The 17,104-nt window shown below is 29.8% G+C and carries 20 protein-coding genes and 2 tRNA genes; 11 read left to right on the top strand and 11 right to left on the bottom strand.

Annotation, left to right across the window (positions count from 1 at the left end; all coding sequences use genetic code 11):
• Positions 1-341 precede the first annotated feature (341 nt).
• Together vapD and C7U55_RS11265 are read right to left on the bottom strand one after the other, a co-directional pair.
• A complete protein-coding gene (gene vapD, locus C7U55_RS11270; RefSeq protein ID WP_048924593.1) occupies positions 342-653 on the bottom strand; it encodes a VapD family protein in 312 nt (103 codons plus the stop codon).
• On the bottom strand, positions 650-958 hold the full coding sequence (locus C7U55_RS11265; protein ID WP_106988646.1) for a hypothetical protein: 309 nt from the start codon (positions 956-958) through the stop codon (positions 650-652). Before C7U55_RS11265 ends, vapD begins: the two co-directional genes overlap by 4 nt.
• A gap of 222 nt (positions 959-1,180) precedes the next feature.
• On the opposite strand from C7U55_RS11265, the gene C7U55_RS11260 reads away from it, so the two are divergent.
• The 5 genes from C7U55_RS11260 (at position 1,181) to C7U55_RS11240 (ending at position 4,826) form a co-directional block, all read left to right on the top strand.
• Entirely contained in the window at positions 1,181-1,570 is a 390-nt protein-coding gene (locus tag C7U55_RS11260; RefSeq protein ID WP_106988645.1) for an ASCH domain-containing protein, read from the top strand.
• A gap of 521 nt (positions 1,571-2,091) precedes the next feature.
• Positions 2,092-2,979, top strand: a complete 888-nt coding sequence (gene thyA, locus C7U55_RS11255; RefSeq protein WP_106988644.1) for a thymidylate synthase — start codon at positions 2,092-2,094, stop codon at positions 2,977-2,979.
• On the top strand, positions 2,979-3,449 hold the full coding sequence (locus C7U55_RS11250; protein ID WP_106988643.1) for a dihydrofolate reductase: 471 nt from the start codon (positions 2,979-2,981) through the stop codon (positions 3,447-3,449). The genes thyA and C7U55_RS11250 overlap by 1 nt, the downstream gene beginning before the upstream one ends.
• Before the next feature lie 4 nt (positions 3,450-3,453).
• A complete protein-coding gene (locus C7U55_RS11245; RefSeq protein WP_106988642.1) occupies positions 3,454-4,170 on the top strand; it encodes a lysophospholipid acyltransferase family protein in 717 nt (238 codons plus the stop codon).
• Positions 4,170-4,826 carry an alpha/beta fold hydrolase gene (locus tag C7U55_RS11240; RefSeq protein WP_106988641.1) on the top strand — a complete coding sequence of 219 codons (657 nt, stop codon included), beginning with the start codon at positions 4,170-4,172 and terminating at the stop codon, positions 4,824-4,826. The genes C7U55_RS11245 and C7U55_RS11240 overlap by 1 nt, the downstream gene beginning before the upstream one ends.
• A gap of 432 nt (positions 4,827-5,258) precedes the next feature.
• Here C7U55_RS11240 and C7U55_RS11235 read toward each other — a convergent pair whose 3' ends face one another.
• The 4 genes from C7U55_RS11235 to C7U55_RS11220 are packed head-to-tail and all read right to left on the bottom strand — an operon-like array spanning position 5,259 to position 7,858.
• Positions 5,259-5,480 (bottom strand): hypothetical protein, encoded by a 222-nt coding sequence (locus C7U55_RS11235; protein ID WP_106988640.1) that lies wholly within the window; start codon positions 5,478-5,480, stop codon positions 5,259-5,261.
• 32 nt (positions 5,481-5,512) lie between these two features.
• The gene (locus C7U55_RS11230) at positions 5,513-5,971 is read right to left on the bottom strand and encodes an HD domain-containing protein (protein WP_106988639.1); all 459 of its coding nucleotides are present in this window, start codon (positions 5,969-5,971) and stop codon (positions 5,513-5,515) included.
• On the bottom strand, positions 5,968-7,278 hold the full coding sequence (locus C7U55_RS11225) for an RsmF rRNA methyltransferase first C-terminal domain-containing protein (protein WP_106988638.1): 1,311 nt from the start codon (positions 7,276-7,278) through the stop codon (positions 5,968-5,970). Before C7U55_RS11225 ends, C7U55_RS11230 begins: the two co-directional genes overlap by 4 nt.
• The gene (locus tag C7U55_RS11220) at positions 7,271-7,858 is read right to left on the bottom strand and encodes a hydrolase (RefSeq protein ID WP_048924576.1); all 588 of its coding nucleotides are present in this window, start codon (positions 7,856-7,858) and stop codon (positions 7,271-7,273) included. The genes C7U55_RS11225 and C7U55_RS11220 overlap by 8 nt, the downstream gene beginning before the upstream one ends.
• Before the next feature lie 102 nt (positions 7,859-7,960).
• Here C7U55_RS11220 and C7U55_RS11215 point away from each other — a divergent pair, with 102 nt between their 5' ends.
• Positions 7,961-8,482, top strand: coding sequence for an LptM family lipoprotein (locus C7U55_RS11215; RefSeq protein WP_106988637.1), 522 nt, complete (start codon positions 7,961-7,963; stop codon positions 8,480-8,482).
• 71 nt (positions 8,483-8,553) lie between these two features.
• Positions 8,554-8,997 (top strand): dUTP diphosphatase, encoded by a 444-nt coding sequence (locus C7U55_RS11210; RefSeq protein WP_106988636.1) that lies wholly within the window; start codon positions 8,554-8,556, stop codon positions 8,995-8,997.
• Between the two features lie 21 nt (positions 8,998-9,018).
• Here the strand turns inward: C7U55_RS11210 and C7U55_RS11205 are convergent, their stop codons facing one another.
• The 4 genes from C7U55_RS11205 to C7U55_RS11190 all read right to left on the bottom strand — a co-directional run bounded on the left by C7U55_RS11205 (position 9,019) and on the right by C7U55_RS11190 (position 11,662).
• Positions 9,019-10,176, bottom strand: coding sequence for a DNA/RNA non-specific endonuclease (locus tag C7U55_RS11205; RefSeq protein ID WP_162297445.1), 1,158 nt, complete (start codon positions 10,174-10,176; stop codon positions 9,019-9,021).
• Positions 10,177-10,318: 142 nt separating this feature from the next.
• Complete coding sequence (locus C7U55_RS11200) at positions 10,319-11,395, bottom strand: HipA family kinase (protein WP_106988634.1); 1,077 nt, start codon at positions 11,393-11,395, stop codon at positions 10,319-10,321.
• Positions 11,396-11,496: 101 nt separating this feature from the next.
• Positions 11,497-11,570, bottom strand: a tRNA-Gly gene (locus C7U55_RS11195).
• 5 nt (positions 11,571-11,575) lie between these two features.
• A tRNA-Leu gene (locus C7U55_RS11190) sits at positions 11,576-11,662 on the bottom strand.
• A gap of 112 nt (positions 11,663-11,774) precedes the next feature.
• Here C7U55_RS11190 and rfbD point away from each other — a divergent pair.
• The 3 genes from rfbD to C7U55_RS13465 are packed head-to-tail and all read left to right on the top strand — an operon-like array spanning position 11,775 to position 14,062.
• Positions 11,775-12,632 (top strand): dTDP-4-dehydrorhamnose reductase, encoded by an 858-nt coding sequence (gene rfbD, locus C7U55_RS11185; protein WP_106988633.1) that lies wholly within the window; start codon positions 11,775-11,777, stop codon positions 12,630-12,632.
• Positions 12,622-13,893 (top strand): dicarboxylate/amino acid:cation symporter, encoded by a 1,272-nt coding sequence (locus C7U55_RS11180; protein WP_106988632.1) that lies wholly within the window; start codon positions 12,622-12,624, stop codon positions 13,891-13,893. Before rfbD ends, C7U55_RS11180 begins: the two co-directional genes overlap by 11 nt.
• Positions 13,880-14,062 carry a hypothetical protein gene (locus C7U55_RS13465; protein WP_146139624.1) on the top strand — a complete coding sequence of 61 codons (183 nt, stop codon included), beginning with the start codon at positions 13,880-13,882 and terminating at the stop codon, positions 14,060-14,062. The genes C7U55_RS11180 and C7U55_RS13465 overlap by 14 nt, the downstream gene beginning before the upstream one ends.
• A 3-nt stretch (positions 14,063-14,065) precedes the next feature.
• Here C7U55_RS13465 and C7U55_RS11175 read toward each other — a convergent pair whose 3' ends face one another.
• Positions 14,066-14,914 (bottom strand): patatin-like phospholipase family protein, encoded by an 849-nt coding sequence (locus C7U55_RS11175; RefSeq protein WP_106988631.1) that lies wholly within the window; start codon positions 14,912-14,914, stop codon positions 14,066-14,068.
• 108 nt (positions 14,915-15,022) lie between these two features.
• On the opposite strand from C7U55_RS11175, the gene pulA reads away from it, so the two are divergent.
• Positions 15,023-17,104: a type I pullulanase gene (gene pulA / locus C7U55_RS11170; protein WP_106988630.1), complete on the top strand. Its 2,082-nt coding sequence runs from the start codon at positions 15,023-15,025 to the stop codon at positions 17,102-17,104.

The following is a 17,104-nucleotide window of genomic DNA, read 5'->3' as shown; positions in this document are numbered from 1 at the left end:
GAAAATGGTCATATTAGGAATTGGTCAATGGTATTAAATCAATTGATGATAGATGATCATTTTACAACTAGAATCAATCAATATTTAAGTAGCCAATCTTAACCAAGAAGGATGCAATTGTTCATATATTGCATAACCTTTTATATACTCAAAAAGCAGCAGTATTAAAGATAAAGTTTTAACACTGCTGCTTATTAAATACAAGTTCTTTTAGTGACACTACAAGAAATAATCACAAACTTGAATAACCTATTTTTTAGTAATGTTTAAATTACTTACACACTTTTCTTGACAAACCCTAATTAAAAGTAGAACGTCAATTGGTACTGACATTCTACTTTTTACAAACTAAAATTATTTTTTTGTTGAATATATTTTTTTAAACTAAATTCATCTCCGATAAGAGTAACATCGAATTCTTGAACAGATAAAGAAAGCCAATTGTATTTCTTAGACATTTTCTTAATGATTTGTATTGTTTTTGACATAGATAGATCACTTTTTGAAATATATCCAGAATACTGTCTATGTTTAAATCCACTATTTTCTAAAAAGTATCTTATATCATACCAGGCTTTCTTATAATTGTTTGAAGGGTAATTTTTTCTTAATAATGAATCATTTAAATCAAAATTAAGTGCTTTTTTACTCATACCATTGCTTCTACTTCATAATAGCTTTTTAAAGCATCTTCTCTAAATTCAGGACTATCTGGATTATCACCAAAATAGCTTATATACCATTGATCAACAATTTTTAAAAACCAATTTGTATCAGGTAACTGCATTTGTGCAGTTACAAAAGTACCAAAATCACTTTTAATTCCTTGATACACACCAGGTGCTTTTATCTTTACACCACGATCAAGAAAATAATGATTTATTTTTTGATAACAAGCATTTATATCAATATTATTCTTCTTTGCTTTTTCTTCACTTAAATAGATTTCCATCAACATCTCTATCATCTCCTTTTCTTATTATAAAGTTATTATCAATAGTATAACACCCTTCATAAGTATATACGTCAAAATTTTTTATTTTTCTTCTTAATTTTAATTTTTTTATTCATTTTCATAGAATGTCATGGGATAATTCAGCTAATGATTTGTTTATTTGAATAAGTTATAATTTTCATATAAGTTAATAAATTTTAGATAAAATAAAAGAAAGGAATGTATATGTGTAAAGTTTTAATGTCTATTAAACTTAAATATGCAACACAAATATTAAACGGAGCAAAAACAGTTGAATATAGAAAAAATAGATTTAGAAGACAAAATGTTGAGGCTATAGTTATTTATACGACATCTCCAATCATGAAAGTAATAGGTGAAGTAAAACTTGTAGGCATGTTAGAAGATCGACCTGAAATAATTTGGAAGAAAATATGTCATAGCGGTGGTATTAATAAAATGGCATATGATGATTATTTTAAAGGAAAAGATAAGGCTATCGCATATATGCTTGGTAAAGTAGAAAAATATGAAAATGAGTTAAAGATTTCAGATTTTCATATTCATGTGCCACCTCAATCATATGTATATAGATTAAGAAGAGTTAGAAGATAAAAAATTTCAAGTAATATTACAAAGTGGAGGGATAAATATCAATAAACAAATTCTTTGTCCAGAGTGTCGAGAACACTCTGGTTATATAATTAAGAAAGAACGAAAAAAATATATCATTAGAAATAAAGAATATCATTTTAATATTACTGTAGCTTATTGTAAAAACTGTGGTAAAGAATTAGATATACCAGGATTAATGGACTTACAAATGAAGGAAGTAGATGAACAATATAGAAAAGAAGAAAACATTGTTTCAATTAATGAAATCAAAAATCTAATAACTTTGTATGATATAAAAAAAAGAATCATTATCTATTGCTTTGGGATTTGAGAAAAATACAATTGCATGTTATTTAAAAGAACAGGTTCCTTCAAAAAAATACTCAAATATTATAAGAAAGCTCTTGAATACAATTCTTTTTGATTATAAACCAAAATTTAAATAATTTATTTAAAGTCATCATGGTTGATGACTTTTTATTTATTTTTCTATATAATGAGACAAGAGGTGAAAGATAAAAATGAAACAATATTTAGATATGTGTCAATATATATTAGAAAACGGACAAGATCGTGATGATCGTACAGGAACAGGAACAAGAAGTGTTTTTGGGTATCAAACACGTTATGATCTTACCGATGGTTTTCCTTTACTTACAACAAAGAAAATGTTTTTAAGACCCATTGCAGAAGAACTTTTATGGTTTATTAAAGGGGATACAAACATTAAGTATCTAGTTGATCGTAATGTAAAGATTTGGAATGAATGGCCTTATGAAACCTTTAAAAAGAGTGAAGATTTTCAAGGGGAAACATTAGAAGAATTCGTCGCAAAAATTAAAGAATTACCTGCTGATGATCCTTTTGTCGTCAAATATGGAGAATTAGGTCCTGTTTATGGTAGACAATGGCGTAATTTCAACAATGAAGGAGTCGATCAAGTTGCTAAACTTGTAGATTCATTAAAAAATAATCCATTTTCAAGAAGACATATTATTTGTGCATGGAATCCTGCAGAAGTTGACGAAATGGCACTTCCACCATGTCATGCCTTCTTACAATTCTATGTAAGTAGTGATAAAAAATACTTAAGTTGTCAACTTTATCAAAGAAGTGCGGATACATTTTTAGGTGTTCCATTTAATATTGCATCTTATGCTTTATTTACTTCAATGCTTGCACAAGTGTGTGGATACAAACCTAAAGAATTTGTACATACGATTGGAGATGCCCATATTTATAAAGATCATTTTGATGTTGTTAAGGAACAAATCTCAAGAACACCTTATCCTAAATGTCAACTTGTTTTAAATCCTGAAGTAAAATCAATCTTTGATTTTACGATTGATGATATTAAGATTGAAAACTATCAATCTCATGGAAAACTTGTGGGAAAGGTGAGTGTCTAATGATTTCAATAATTGTAGCGACAGATGATGATTTATTAATAGGAAAAAAAGATTCAAAGAACGGAATGCCTTGGCATAATAAAGAAGAGCTCCAACATTTCAAAAAAACAACACTTAATCGAACAATTCTTATGGGAAAAACAACTTATCTTGCTATTGGAAGACCACTTCCAAATAGAAAAACAATTGTTGTTACTAAAAGTGGTTTAGATGATGAACGCGTTGAAGTTAGAAATGATTTAATTGAAGTGATTCAAGAATATAAGGATAAAAATGAAGATCTTTATATCTCTGGAGGAGCTTCTATTTATAAACAAGCTTTGCCTTATGTTGATGAACTCATTATTTCAAGAATACCAGGAAAACATACAGGAGAAACGTATTTTCCGAGTTTTGAAGAATATGATTTTCATTTAGAAAAAGAAACACAATTAGAAACCTTTGTTTTACAAATTTATAAAAAAGGATGATCATATGAAAAGAATTATTTTAGTTGTCTTAAGATGTATCTTTAAACTACCTTATTGGTGGTTCTATAAATTAAAACAATATCAAAATAAAGAAAAATATCCAACAATTGATGAAGGATACCAATTTATACATAACGTTGCTGATGAAATCGTTAAAAAAGCACGTGTTGATTTAAAATGTTATGGTTTAGAAAACCTACCAAAAGAAAATGGTTATCTTATTGCTCCTAACCATCAAGGTTTATTTGATATTGTTGCACTTTTTAAAACAGATAAAAATACTACAAAATTTGTCTTAAAAAAAGAATTAGCTTCAATGATCTTAATTAAAGATGTTGTTAAAACTTTAGATTACTATTCATTGGATCGTACAAGTATTCGTGATGGAGCAAAAATGGTGAAAGAAGTTTCTAAAGAAATCAGTGAAGGAACAAACTATGTCATCTTCTCTGAAGGAACACGTTCTAAAAAAGGAAATACAATGGGAGAATTTAAAGGTGGAACCTTTAAAATTGCGTTGAAAACACATTGTCCAATTGTTCCAGTCGCAATGATCGATTGTTATCAAGTCTTTGATAACAATACAATCAAACCAGTAACAGCACAAATTCATTATTTAAAACCTATTGAATATGAAGAATACAAAGATTTAAAAACCAATGAAATTGCTGCACTTGTTCAAAGTCGTATTCAAACTTGTATGGATGGAGTTTTAAAATAATGTTTATCAATGTAAATAACATTCGTTTATATTATGAAAAACATGGAGAGGGGAACCCTCTCATTCTTTTACACGGAAATGAAGAAAATCACTTTATTTTTGATGAAGCGGTTGAAAAATTAAAAAAATACTATACCGTTTATACCCTTGATTCAAGAGGCCATGGACAAAGTGAAAAAGTCAAAGAATATCATTATCAAGATATGGCAAATGATATTAAAAACTTTATTAAACAACTTGATTTAAAAAAGGTTACTTTGATGGGCAGTAGTGATGGTGCCATTATTGGTTTACTTGCATCAAGCGATGAACCAGAACTGATTGAAAATCTTATTCTAGCGGGAGTCAATGTCAAGCCTAATGGGGTGATTGATGAAGTTTATCAAGATATGAAAAATCAGTATCAAAAAACAAAGAATCCATTAATTAAATTAATGTTAAAAGAACCACATATTTCTAATAAACAACTCCATCAAGTAAAAGCAAAAACACTTCTTTTAGCGGGAAGTGATGATTTAATTAAATTGGATCATATTGAACGTATTTCTCATCATATTGAAAACAGTAAATTTGTGATTTTAGATGATGAAGATCATAGTAGTTATATTATACATAATGATAAGATTGCAGATCTTATTATTCAATATTTTATTTAGGAAAGCACTTTTTATAATAAAGTGCTTTTTACTTACAATGTGCGGAAGAATATCAAAATAAATTGATAAACTTCCGCATATTATTTGTTCGTTTACAGAAAAAAGTCCATGGGTTCTAATGAACCTATGAACTTTTAGAAGATTATAATGTAAGTTTATATTGATCATTAAGATAAGGCATGTCTTCAGGATGATATCCATTCCAATAAATACGTTGATCATATAATTCTATATCTTTGATGACATCGATTGCCACTGTTCGTTACCAATAGGATCGTCTTTTTTGATGATTTTCCTTGATTCATTCATAAACAAGGCCACGTTCAAGATTTTTATAACGAATAACCAAAATCTTTCCTTTTTCAATTGTAGAGATGGCTTTAAAAGGTATATAATCTTCATTTCCTGAAACAACTTTATGATAAAATTCTTTTATTCTTTGGACATGTTCATCGTCTCTACTTGGGCACTTACGACATTTGAAACACTTTCATTAGCTTTATCTTGGTAGTAATCACCAAGATGATAATATTTTGTTCCCATCACTTGAACGGCTTTTAAAATATGTCTTGCCATTAAATGATCTTTAGAATTTTTTGAATCTTCAATATAACCTAAAGTATAAGAAATCGCAATAGAGGCAAGAATGACCAAAATAATAATGATTTCTACAAATGGAAACCTTTTTATTCATCAAGTTTTCTCCATTTTTCTAAATAATATTTTCTGTCATGATCTAATATCATTTCTGGTTCATGAAGATAAGAATCTACCACATCACACATTTTTAAAAGTTCGCTATACCTATCATGTCTTTTATTTTTAGTTGAATGATTTTTGATGGCTTCAACAATTATTTCTATTTCCTTTTCATCAAATAATAATGTTTCTTTTAATAATTTTTCAGCAAGTTCACTTGATAAAACAGCATGATTAAAGGAAGTATTATTTTTATAAACAGAATAATCATGTAATAATCCCATGATAGCACAAAGTCCTTGATCAAGTTGAAAATGGGTACTGTATAAACGACAAAGTTGACTTACCCCAAAGAGATGACGATAACCATTTCTTTTCTTATTTCCAAAACAGTTTTTTTCAATTTCTTGATAGACCAGTTTTTCAATTTCTATATAACGTTTCATCGTCTTAATCCTTTAGGATAGAGATTTTTTACTTGATTGTTGCTTTCTTTATAGAAAGAGAGCGGATAACCATCGACAAAGATGACACCATAGCCTTTTTCACCATCACCTTTTAAAGTAAGACCTGAGAGATAATCTTTGATTTCTTGGCTATTACAAGGATAATTATAAGATCTTTTAACATCTTCTTTATTTAAAGTGAGAGCTAAGGAAAGGCTTGGTTCAAATCTTCCTTTTTTACATTCACCTAAATAAAGGCCATTTCTTAAAACTTTTAAAGATAAATCAGGAAAATGATTTTGAATAGCGTATACATGATTATTGGATTGGTAAAGATATAAAGGAACTGGGATGTTTAGATTTTCATCATAAAACTTCTTTACAAGCATCATTTGTTCTTTATTTAAGTTTGGTTTTAAGATTTTTTCTTTAGAATTTTCTGTTTCAGTTGTTTTTTGAAGCAAAGCAATAAATTGTCCTTCACCTTTATTTTTAAAAGGATACATACGAATTGTACCATCGACAAAACCATCAGACATGCCTTCTTGTTTTTCAATTGGAATAAGTTTCATCCCTAATTCATTAATCATGTATTCCACTTGTTTTTCATTTTCTTCTAAAGAATACGTACAAGTTGAATAAATGAGGATTCCCTCTTTTTTCAACATCTTATAAGCTTTATTGATTAAATTTCTTTGAATATAGGCACATTCATTGACCTTTTGCATCGACCATGTATTAATTGCTTCTTGATCTTTTCGAAACATTCCTTCCCCTGAACAAGGAGCATCTAAAATGATCTTGTCAAAAAAACTTTTAAATTTCATTTTTAAAGGATCCACATTTGTGACAATGGTATTTTGTAAACCAAAACGTTCAATATTGCTTGATAGAATTGTTGCTCTTAATTTAGATATATCATTGGCAATCATTAACCCTTCATTTGATAAACGGCTTGCCACATAACATGTCTTCCCACCAGGAGCCCCACACATATCTAAAACATAATCATCTTTTTGAATATCTATACAAGAAGCAACAGCCATGGCACTTGGTTCTTGAATATAGTAAAGCCCACACATAAAATAAGGGCTTTTACCTAGTGGGTAGTTTTTATAATCAAAATAATAACCATCTTTAATATAAGGATGTTTTTGGATATATTTCGTATCTAAATGTTTTAAAACATCTTGTTTTAAAGGATTTAAATAAAAACCTTTGACCTCTTCTTGTTTTAAAGAAGCAATAAAAGCCTCATAATCATCCTTTAATAAATTCTGCATTCTTGTTAAAAATTCATTATTCATCTTTTTTCCCCTCAATAAAATAAGTTGCTTCCATATCTGCCGTAGATAAAGCAAAAGCTAAAGGAAACATTTCAAAAGCTTTTCCAACATTTCTTGCATCTTCTACTGAAGCAAAGCCCATATGATAACGAATCGCAAAAGCTTCTTCACGTGTAAGACGCATATAACCACTAATCATATAGACACTTTTTTCACCATGTCCATAAGGCATTTGATCATCAAATTCATAGTTCGGTACTTGAATCCATTGACCATCTTTTTTGACATTGCGTGTTCCTTTTTTATAACAATTGATTTTACATAAATCATGTAATAAAGAAACAATTGCAATTGTTTCTTCACTATAATTCATACCATAAGTACTTTTTACACGCTCTCTTTGTAAGTAATCTTTTAAACAATCATAAACATTTAAACTATGATCCAATAAACCACCATCATAATTTCCATGAAATCTTGCACTGGCAGGCGCTTCAAAAAAATCAGAATGGGGCGATAATAAATACTCTAAAAGCTTTTCACTTCCAGGTCTTTTAATATATGTTTTATAAATTTCAATAAATCTTTCTTTATTTGTCATTATTCATCCCTCTTTTGTTACTATTTTACCTAAAACCTCTTCTAAATAAAAGTATAATCCCTTATAAATCGTACATACTAATAACGAAAAGAGGTTAATTAAATGAAAAAAATAATCATATATCTATTTCTGATGATCTTTGCCTTTACGCTAACAGGATGTCGACAAGTTGACAAAACAGCAAATAACTTTAAAGGAGATATTGAAATTGCTTGGGATGATGTCAAAGATGATTTTAATGATATTGATCAAAATATCAAAAAAGATACAACCTATGTAAGTAATATAAAAGGTGATGATATTCAAGAACTCACAAAAACAATTCAAGAAGGTTACGATAAAATTAAAGGTGGAGTTACTCAAGATAATCAAGAAGAAGCCAAAAAAATCTATGAAGCAGCATCACGTCTACAATACATTGAAGAAAATACCGATAAAAAATTGACAGAGGAACAAAAACAAGTTTTAGAACTAGGAAAAAGCATGAAAACTCTTATGATGCACTATTATGGAAATGGTGATGGTGATTATGATGGAGCAGTGGATGATGTTGAACAAGGTTTAGAAAATATTAAAGGCTACACAGAAGATAAATGGAATGATTTTAAAAAACAATTTGATTAAAGAGCACTAGCTCTTTTTTTCATATGCAGTTCATATAAAGTGGTATAATAAAGACATGAAGGAGTGATTTTATGAATGAATTAAGTAAAATGTATCAAGTATATGTTAACAAGGAGCTACAAGTAGGTAAAAATGAAATTCTAAATGTAGAAAGACTCAAACAAAAAACGCTCTCTTTCTTACATGATTTAGGAGAAGTATCACTTGATTCCCGTTGTTATCTTTTTTGGGAAAAGGAAGAAGCTATCAATCATGAAGAACTGCTAGGTCATTATATGGAAGGCTTAAAAATGTTGATGTCGATTGGCTATGAACTTAGAATCGATACGATCAAAAATCATACAGAAATACCCAATTCATCCTCTATAGAAGACTTGATTTTAAAAATCTATCAAGCAATTGTTTCTGTATCTTCGTCTTATTCAAGTACCGATTATCAAAACGCTATTGATGATTATTTTTCATTAGGATTTAATCTAGGCATTGACCTCGATGAAATTATTGATCATATATAAAAAAACAGCATAAGCTGTTTTTTATTTTTGACAAATACCACAAGGACTATAACCTTGTTCATTTAATTGTTTAGCTGTAGAAGTAACAACTTCTTTATTAGAATCACTCATTCTAGAAACACTTGAACAATGAGGATCATGATATTTTTTATTTTTTATATTTAAAACATATTCTTTTTCATTAGTATCACTTTGATGATAATCAAATGGATCTTTTTCTTCGCTTATCCCATAAGTACATTCACCTTCAGTAGCTTTTCTTGAATCACCTGTTTGATAATCAATCGTAATTCCTGGTTGAACATTATAAATATAAACTCTAAAACGAATTTCTTCATCTTCTATTGAAGCGGCTTGTAAAACAAGCCCACGTGCAACAAGTTCATCATCCTGATAAATAGGAATGGCTTCATAGAGAATATGGTGGTTGGTGTTTTTAATATAATCACTCACTTTTTCTTCAAAAGGAAGCATCCCTGTTACATTGAAATAACGTGTTCCCGTCATTAAATTTTTTTCCTCTGCATTTAATCCTGATAACATAAAGGCAATTTGATGACAACGATTATAAAGATATTTGGTAGAAATCAAATCATCATATCTTTGTGTTTTCCAACCAGAAGGTTTGATCATCCCAATGGATTCTCTTTTACTACTTGGCATTGTTTCTTGTCCAAGACAAGCAATCGATCTACCTGTACGCCCAAGATGGTCTAAATCACTAAGCTTAATATAGGTATCTGTTTGATAATCTTCTTTAGAAAAAGTAGGTTGGCTATCATCAAGTTCTACATAGGGTTGACCGTTATATTCAGGAATATTTTCTAAAGAAGCCGTTGATTTAGAGAAAGTAATAGCATCACTGATATCAATTTGATAAGCGTAATAATTTGTATTGGTTACCTGAAATGACTTCGTTGCTTCTTTATCTTCTTGCTTTGCTTTAAGCTGATGGGTTCCTTGTGCTAATTCTAATTGATAAGTTCCTTGACTATTATTTTCAATCGTATCGATTTTTTTAGAATCCACATAAACATCCACATCATTTGTTTCATTTTGATCTTCTACATTAAGAGAAAGTGTAATATTTTGTATTGTCTTTTCCGTTTGCTTTTGACTACAACCAGAAAAAGAAAAAAGCATTACTAAAGACATAAAGAGTGTAAATATTTTCTTCATAAAATTCATCCTTTCTAGAGTAGTATATAATATCTTTATAACAAGAAGTTTTATAAAAAATTGTTAAACACCATTTATTTCAATTTAAAAACAAAAATTATTATAACAACAATAACATAAAAAAGATAGTTTCGTTAAGAAACTATCCAATGATTTCTTTTAAATGATTTATTCTGTAATCTAAACCATTTACTAATTTTTCAATTCTTGTTTCAGACATATCCATCGTTTCTCGATATTTATATAAAAGATTTTTATATTCTTCAACAATATTTCCTAATAAACTTAAATCAAATCTAGAAAGATTACTTATATAATTTAAATAATCAGAAAACTTTTTATTAGTATTATAAAAGAATTTCCCATAACCATCATAGAAATTCATTTTAGAAGTAATTTTACTACATTGCATAGATTGATCTGTATCAAAAATAGGTGCTAATTTTTCATATTTCAATGTTTCAACATTAAAAATAGCACCAAAATTACGTAAATGGCGATCTTCATTCATAATTAAATAATCAAGAATAAACATATTTTCTAATTCATTTCTTACATTTTTTATATCTAGTTTTTCTAAAATGTGAATATAATGTTCAAAATCATAGGGATTGTTATCTTTTTTTACGGATTCAAAAAGATCACATGCAGGAATGATTTCTTCATTGTCTTTTATAAAATTCTTACATTTAGAAACAAGGGTCTTATTATAAAAGGATAATTCATAATGACAATGATCAAATCCTAAACGGTTACATATGGTGGAAGCAAGCCATTCATTTAGAGGTTCTTGTCTACTAGGAGTATATGTGCCTTTTATTAAATATCTTTTCCTATTTTCAATAATCCAAGTTTTCTGCAACATTCCATCTGTGGTGTTGTTAGGAGAAATAAGGGATTGTTGATTATAACTGCTTTCTTGAGTTGAACTTGAAAAAGAGGCTGTTATAAATTCCATGGATTCAAAATCATGATCAAAAAAATGAATGTCTTTCCATTCGATTGAATCACTTTCTTCCTTAAACCAATATTGATCAGAAAGAGATAAACCATAAGCCTTATCTAATAATTTATCAGTAGATTCGCTATGAAGATTATCTAAGAGTCTTTTTAAATCTTTTCGCCAAGATGGAATACATCTTCCTTTAAACCAATGATTTAATTCTTTGATAGTGTTTTTTGATTTATCGTTAAGAGCGTTTTTTATTCTTAAAGGCAAAGCTTCAATGTTATATATTTCATAAAACGCCTCCTTTATTAGATATTATAGCATAGGATAAATAAAATAAAAAAAGGTCATTACGACCTTTTATAAACACTTGGAGCGGGTGATGGGAATCGAACCCACGTAGTCAGCTTGGAAGGCTGAAGTTCTACCATTGAACTACACCCGCAAGTTTGGTGCCCGAAACCGGACTCGAACCGGTACAGCTGTTACACCGGCAGATTTTGAGTCTGCTGCGTCTACCAATTTCGCCATTCGGGCTTAGCGCTTTTTTATTATAACAAGTCCTATTCAATAAAACAAGAAAAAGATTGAGGTTTGACATTAAAAAAGGTACTCGCTATAATGTTTAAGATAAAAAAGGGGGACAATTATGCAAAAAATATGGATTTGTGGAGCTAAAGGACAAATTGGTCGCGCAATTAATGAAGTTATCGATAAGCTAGAATATAAAATTCTTGATACTGATATAGATGATTTAGATATTACTGACACAGATGAGGTCTTACGTTTTGGAGAAATGAATCGACCTGATGTTATTATTAACTGTGCGGGGCTTACGGATTTACAAGAATGTGAAAAGAATTTAGCAAAAGCTTTTAAAACGAATGCTTTAGGAGCAAGAAATTTATCAATTGTGGCACGAAAAGTAGAAGCAAAACTTGTACATATTTCAACAGATGATGTTTTTGATGGGAAAAGCCAAAAACCTTATACCGAATTTGATGAAACGCATCCTAAAACAGCTTATGGAAAAAGTAAGCTGGCAGGAGAACGTTATGTTAAAGAATTTACGTATAAACATTTTATTATACGTAGTACATGGGTTTATGGTTTAGGAAATAACTTTATTAATCAATTATTAGAAAAAGTAGATCAAGGAGAAAATCTAAGTATTGCAGGTGATCAATTTGGTTCACCAACCAGTGCTAAAGAACTTGCTCGTTTTATTCTTCATTTGATTCAAACAAATGAATATGGAACTTATCATGCAACGAATAAAGGAGTTTGTAGCCGCTTTGAATTTGCAAGTGAAATACTAAGACTTACAGGAAAACAAGTAGAAATGAAACCTGTTGTGACACATATGTCTGATTTTTCAAGAGAAAGACCTGCGTTTTCTGTCTTGGATAATTTTATTATGACAATGACACCTGTTTATGATTTTCCTGACTGGAAGGAGTCTTTAAAAGAATATATGGAAGAAAGGGGACTCCTCAATGAAAAATAAAAAGAAGTTAGGTTTAACAACGATGATTTTTATTGCCTTGATTTTAGGGGCAATCACAGGAATCATCATTAATTATTGTATTCCAAGCAATAAAGTTGTGGATGAATTTATTGTCGGTGGGGCTTTTTATGTTATTGGTCAAGGTTTCATTCGTTTAATGCGTATGCTTGTTGTGCCACTTGTTTTCTGTTCTATTGTTTGTGGAAGTATGGCAGTAGGAGATACTAAAAAACTAGGAGCTGTAGGTTTAAAAACCATGTTGTTTTATTTATGTACCACAGCTTTAGCTGTTGTAGTAGCCTTGTGTGTGGCTAATTTGATTAATCCAGGAATAGGTTTAGATATGTCAGCTATCAAAGTAACCTCTCAGGTGACTGAATCAACCCAAGCAACAAGTGTGACAGAAACACTTTTAAATATTATTCCAACGAATATTTTTGAATCACTCGCCAATGGAACAATGCTTCAAATTATTTTATTTGCACTTATTTTAGGAGTTATTCTTGCAAATATGTCAGATCGTGCAGATATCGTTAAAAACTTCTTTAGTCAATTTAATGATATTATGATGGAAATGACAATGGTAGTTATGAAACTTGCACCAATTGGGGTGTTCTGTTTGATTTCTAAAACTTTCGCAGAAATTGGTTTTGATGTTTTTATCCCATTATTAAAATATATGGCATGTGTTCTACTTGCATTAGGAGTTCAATGTTTTGGGGTTTATATGTCGATGTTAAAGATTTTCTCAGGTTTAAATCCGATTATCTTTATTAAAAACTTTTTCCCAGTTATGGCATTTGCTTTTTCAACATCAACATCCAATGCGACAATTCCAATGAATATTGACACACTTGCTGAAAAAATGGGGGTTTCTAAAAAGATATCTTCTTTTACGATTCCATTAGGAGCTACCATCAATATGGATGGAACATCCATCATGCAAGGTGTGGCTGTTGTCTTTACAGCACAAGCTTTTGGTATTCATTTATCAATGATGGATTATGCAACGGTCATTGGGACAGCTACTCTTGCTTCCATTGGAACTGCAGGAGTGCCAAGTGTTGGTTTAATTACGCTTACCATGGTCTTTAATTCGGTTGGTTTACCAGTTGAAGGAATTGCTTTAATTATGGGAATTGACCGTATCTTGGATATGACAAGAACAGCTGTTAATATTACCGGTGATGCCGTATGTACAACTGTTGTAGCGTCTATGAATAAAGCAGTTGATCGAGATATTTATTATGGTCGAAAATAGAATGATTGAAAGATCGTTCTATTTTTTTTTAGAAATGTGTTATGATTACTTTCAACAAGAGTTGATGAAAGATGGTGATGGTGTGTCAAAAGTCAATGACTTAAAAAAGGAAAACAGAAAGAAAATCAGAGAATGTCTTTTAATGAAATATCAACTAATAAGAGGCTAAATTTTAGCCTCTTAAGTATTTTTTTAAGTTTTTTAATTGGTTATTACAATCACTTACGCCTAAATCATACATTTGTTGGATGACTTCTTTATCTTTTTCAAGACGTCCAATAGGAATAAGTTGACTTGGTCTTAAGACAAAGATTTTCTTTTCTTTTTCTAATTTTGTAATTAAATCAAGAGAATGATTATAATTTAAATAACGATTATTTAAAGTCTCGACAAAATGAGGATAATGACGATAGAAAAGCTTATTAAGATGCTTATTAGAGGGCTTTTTACGATAATGAAGGGGACGTGTTAAAACCACGATAATTTTATCAACATCCATTTCTAACATCTTTTCAATAGGAATACTATCACTACATCCACCATCTAAATAATCATTACCATTGATTTGAATCGTGTGAGAAACAAAAGGCATTGAACCGGATGCTCTTAAATATTCGATTTCATCATAATTATCTAAAGTATCTAATAATTTATATTCAGCTTTTCCTGTTTGTAAGTTTGTCACAACGGCATAGAAATCAACTTTTGACTCTTGATAAGTTTTATAATCGATTGGATCAAGATCATCAATAAGTCTTTCAAAACAAAATTCTTCATTCATCACATTTCCTGTCTTTAAAAAAGAATAAACACCCATATAATTTTTATTACCTACATAAGCTTTGTTATATCTTAAGACACGACCTTGTTGTTTAGATTTATAATTCATCCCAAACAAAGCACCTGCAGAAACACCAATAATTTTATCAACCTCAATCTTTTCTTTTAAAAATGTATCAATGACACCTGCCGTATATAAACCACGCATAGCGCCACCTTCTAATACTAAACCTACTTTCATTTTCATCACCGAGGCTATTATAACATAAAAATTTGAACCTCAAAGCAAAAAGAGAAGATGTTTGAATAAAAGAATAATTTTGCGTATAATACGATTAGGTGATTAAAAATGGAACAAGGCAAAGTGCGAATGCTCGCAAATTTAATAGAGTTAAATAAAATAGAAGTTAAACTTTCTAAAAAATATTATGGGGGCATTTCACCCAAATTTTATTTAAGAGATTTAACAAAAGAAACACTTATTGAACTAAGTGTTTGTGAAACATGTGAAGATGATATTTGTGTAAAATATTATTTTAAAGATGTTCATATTGATTTAAATCATCATTATGAAATGGTCGATAATTATGGTTTAAGTGCCATCTTACAATATGTTCGCTTATCTGAACTCGATGATTTTGACGAACTTTTCTATTATGATGGGGTACTTGGTCCTCTTTATCAAAAAAACCAAACAATCTTTAAAGTATGGGCACCCACAGCTTTAGAAGTGATGGTCAAAGTGGGTGATCTTGCTTATACCATGGAAAGAAAAGAAAGAGGAGTCTTTGAAACAACAATCAAAGGAGATTTAGAAAATCAAGAATATAATTATTTGATTCGTCATCATAAAAGCTTCCATGAGACATTAGACCCTTATGCTTATGCTTCAAATGCGAATAGTAAAAGTAATATCGTTATTGATGTTGATCAAATCAATGAATCCCTTTACTTAGAAAAACTTCCTCATATGAAAAGAAAAACGGATGCGATTATTTATGAATTAAGTGTCCGAGATTTTACAATGTCTTCTTCAATCAAAGCATCTCATCCAGGGACTTTTATGTCTTTGGTTGAAGAAAATTTAAAAACACCAAAAGGGAATAAAGCAGGTTTTGATTATTTAGTCGATTTAGGAATTACTCATATTCAAATCATGCCAATGTATGATTTTGCGACCGTTGATGAACTTCATCCAACCGTGATGTATAACTGGGGTTATGATCCAATTCAATACAATGTACCTGAAGGAAGCTATGCTTTAAATCCACAAGATGGTTATTCCCGTGTGAAAGAATGTCGTCATATGGTGTCATCCTTGCATCAAAAAGGTTTAAGGGTTGTCATGGATGTGGTTTATAATCATATGTATGATTACTTTACAAGTGCGTTTGAAAGAACCGTTCCAGGGTACTATTTTAGAAAAAATCAATATGGTGAAATGTCTAATGGTTCTTGGTGTGGAAATGATTTAGAATCAAGACATCAAATGACAAGACGTTATATTAAAGATATGTGTCTTCGTTGGCAAAAACTTTATGGTGTCGATGGTTTCCGTTTTGATTTAATGGGAATCATTGATATAGAAACGTTAAATCAGGTGTATAATCAAGCTTCTAAAATTGATGATAGTTTTATTGTCTATGGAGAAGGATGGAATATGCCTACAGCCATGTCTGATCAAGAAAAAGGAATGCAAGATAATCATCAAAAAATGTTGAATATCGGTTTCTTTAATGACTATTATCGTGAAACTTTAAAAGGGGGAAGCAGTGATTCCACTTTAAAAGATAAAGGTTACTTTGCGGGAAATATGTACAATTGTGAAATTGGTGGCGAATGTATGAAAAACACCAATCGCTATAGTTATGTTGATCAAAGTATTAATTATGTTGAATGTCATGATAATGCGACTACTTTTGATAAGTTTGCGATCAGTAATGGAGATGAACCCCTTGAAACACGTAAAAAAAGACAATTGATGCTTAATGTAGCACTTGTTTTATCACAAGGAATTCCTTTTATTCATTGTGGACAAGAATTTTATCGTAGTAAAGGCGGTTTAGGAAATACGTACAATACGCTTGATTCTATTAATGCGGTGAATTGGTCTTTAGTGGATGAAAATCAAGATGATATTGAAATTCTTAAACAAATCATTCAACTTAGAAAAGAAAATAGTGGATTTAGGTATGAAACAATACAAGAAGTTAAGGAAAATGTTACTACAAATCATTTTGATTATCGTATTTTACGTTATAGTGTGAAACAAAATAAAGGAAAATATAAAGAGATTGTTGCATATTTTAATCCATCGTATTATGATTTTGAAATAAATGATATGGATGAATATGAAGTGATTTATAATGATCATGAATCATGCACATATTTGGCACCTATTTCAATGAAAATTTTTGGATTAAAGAGGTAA

The sequence above is a fragment of the Faecalibacillus faecis genome, from assembly GCF_003024675.1.
GTDB classification, from domain to species: Bacteria; Bacillota_I; Bacilli_A; order Erysipelotrichales; family Coprobacillaceae; genus Faecalibacillus; species Faecalibacillus faecis.
This window is presented reverse-complemented; position numbering and strand designations above follow the sequence as displayed.

Excerpts from the sequence above, each read along its gene's own strand:
- C7U55_RS11220 (WP_048924576.1), bottom strand. The coding sequence starts at position 7,858 with ATGACAAATAAAGAAAGATTTATTGAAATTTATAAAACATATATTAAA.
- C7U55_RS13465 (WP_146139624.1), top strand. The coding sequence starts at position 13,880 with ATGGTCGAAAATAGAATGATTGAAAGATCGTTCTATTTTTTTTTAGAA.
- C7U55_RS11225 (WP_106988638.1), bottom strand. The coding sequence starts at position 7,278 with ATGAATAATGAATTTTTAACAAGAATGCAGAATTTATTAAAGGATGAT.
- C7U55_RS11215 (WP_106988637.1), top strand. The coding sequence starts at position 7,961 with ATGAAAAAAATAATCATATATCTATTTCTGATGATCTTTGCCTTTACG.
- C7U55_RS11230 (WP_106988639.1), bottom strand. The coding sequence starts at position 5,971 with ATGAAACGTTATATAGAAATTGAAAAACTGGTCTATCAAGAAATTGAA.
- C7U55_RS11175 (WP_106988631.1), bottom strand. The coding sequence starts at position 14,914 with ATGAAAGTAGGTTTAGTATTAGAAGGTGGCGCTATGCGTGGTTTATAT.
- C7U55_RS11180 (WP_106988632.1), top strand. The coding sequence starts at position 12,622 with ATGAAAAATAAAAAGAAGTTAGGTTTAACAACGATGATTTTTATTGCC.
- C7U55_RS11245 (WP_106988642.1), top strand. The coding sequence starts at position 3,454 with ATGAAAAGAATTATTTTAGTTGTCTTAAGATGTATCTTTAAACTACCT.
- thyA (WP_106988644.1), top strand. The coding sequence starts at position 2,092 with ATGAAACAATATTTAGATATGTGTCAATATATATTAGAAAACGGACAA.
- vapD (WP_048924593.1), bottom strand. The coding sequence starts at position 653 with ATGAGTAAAAAAGCACTTAATTTTGATTTAAATGATTCATTATTAAGA.
- C7U55_RS11250 (WP_106988643.1), top strand. The coding sequence starts at position 2,979 with ATGATTTCAATAATTGTAGCGACAGATGATGATTTATTAATAGGAAAA.
- rfbD (WP_106988633.1), top strand. The coding sequence starts at position 11,775 with ATGCAAAAAATATGGATTTGTGGAGCTAAAGGACAAATTGGTCGCGCA.
- pulA (WP_106988630.1), top strand. The coding sequence starts at position 15,023 with ATGGAACAAGGCAAAGTGCGAATGCTCGCAAATTTAATAGAGTTAAAT.
- C7U55_RS11205 (WP_162297445.1), bottom strand. The coding sequence starts at position 10,176 with ATGAAGAAAATATTTACACTCTTTATGTCTTTAGTAATGCTTTTTTCT.
- C7U55_RS11265 (WP_106988646.1), bottom strand. The coding sequence starts at position 958 with ATGTTGATGGAAATCTATTTAAGTGAAGAAAAAGCAAAGAAGAATAAT.
- C7U55_RS11240 (WP_106988641.1), top strand. The coding sequence starts at position 4,170 with ATGTTTATCAATGTAAATAACATTCGTTTATATTATGAAAAACATGGA.
- C7U55_RS11210 (WP_106988636.1), top strand. The coding sequence starts at position 8,554 with ATGAATGAATTAAGTAAAATGTATCAAGTATATGTTAACAAGGAGCTA.
- C7U55_RS11260 (WP_106988645.1), top strand. The coding sequence starts at position 1,181 with ATGTGTAAAGTTTTAATGTCTATTAAACTTAAATATGCAACACAAATA.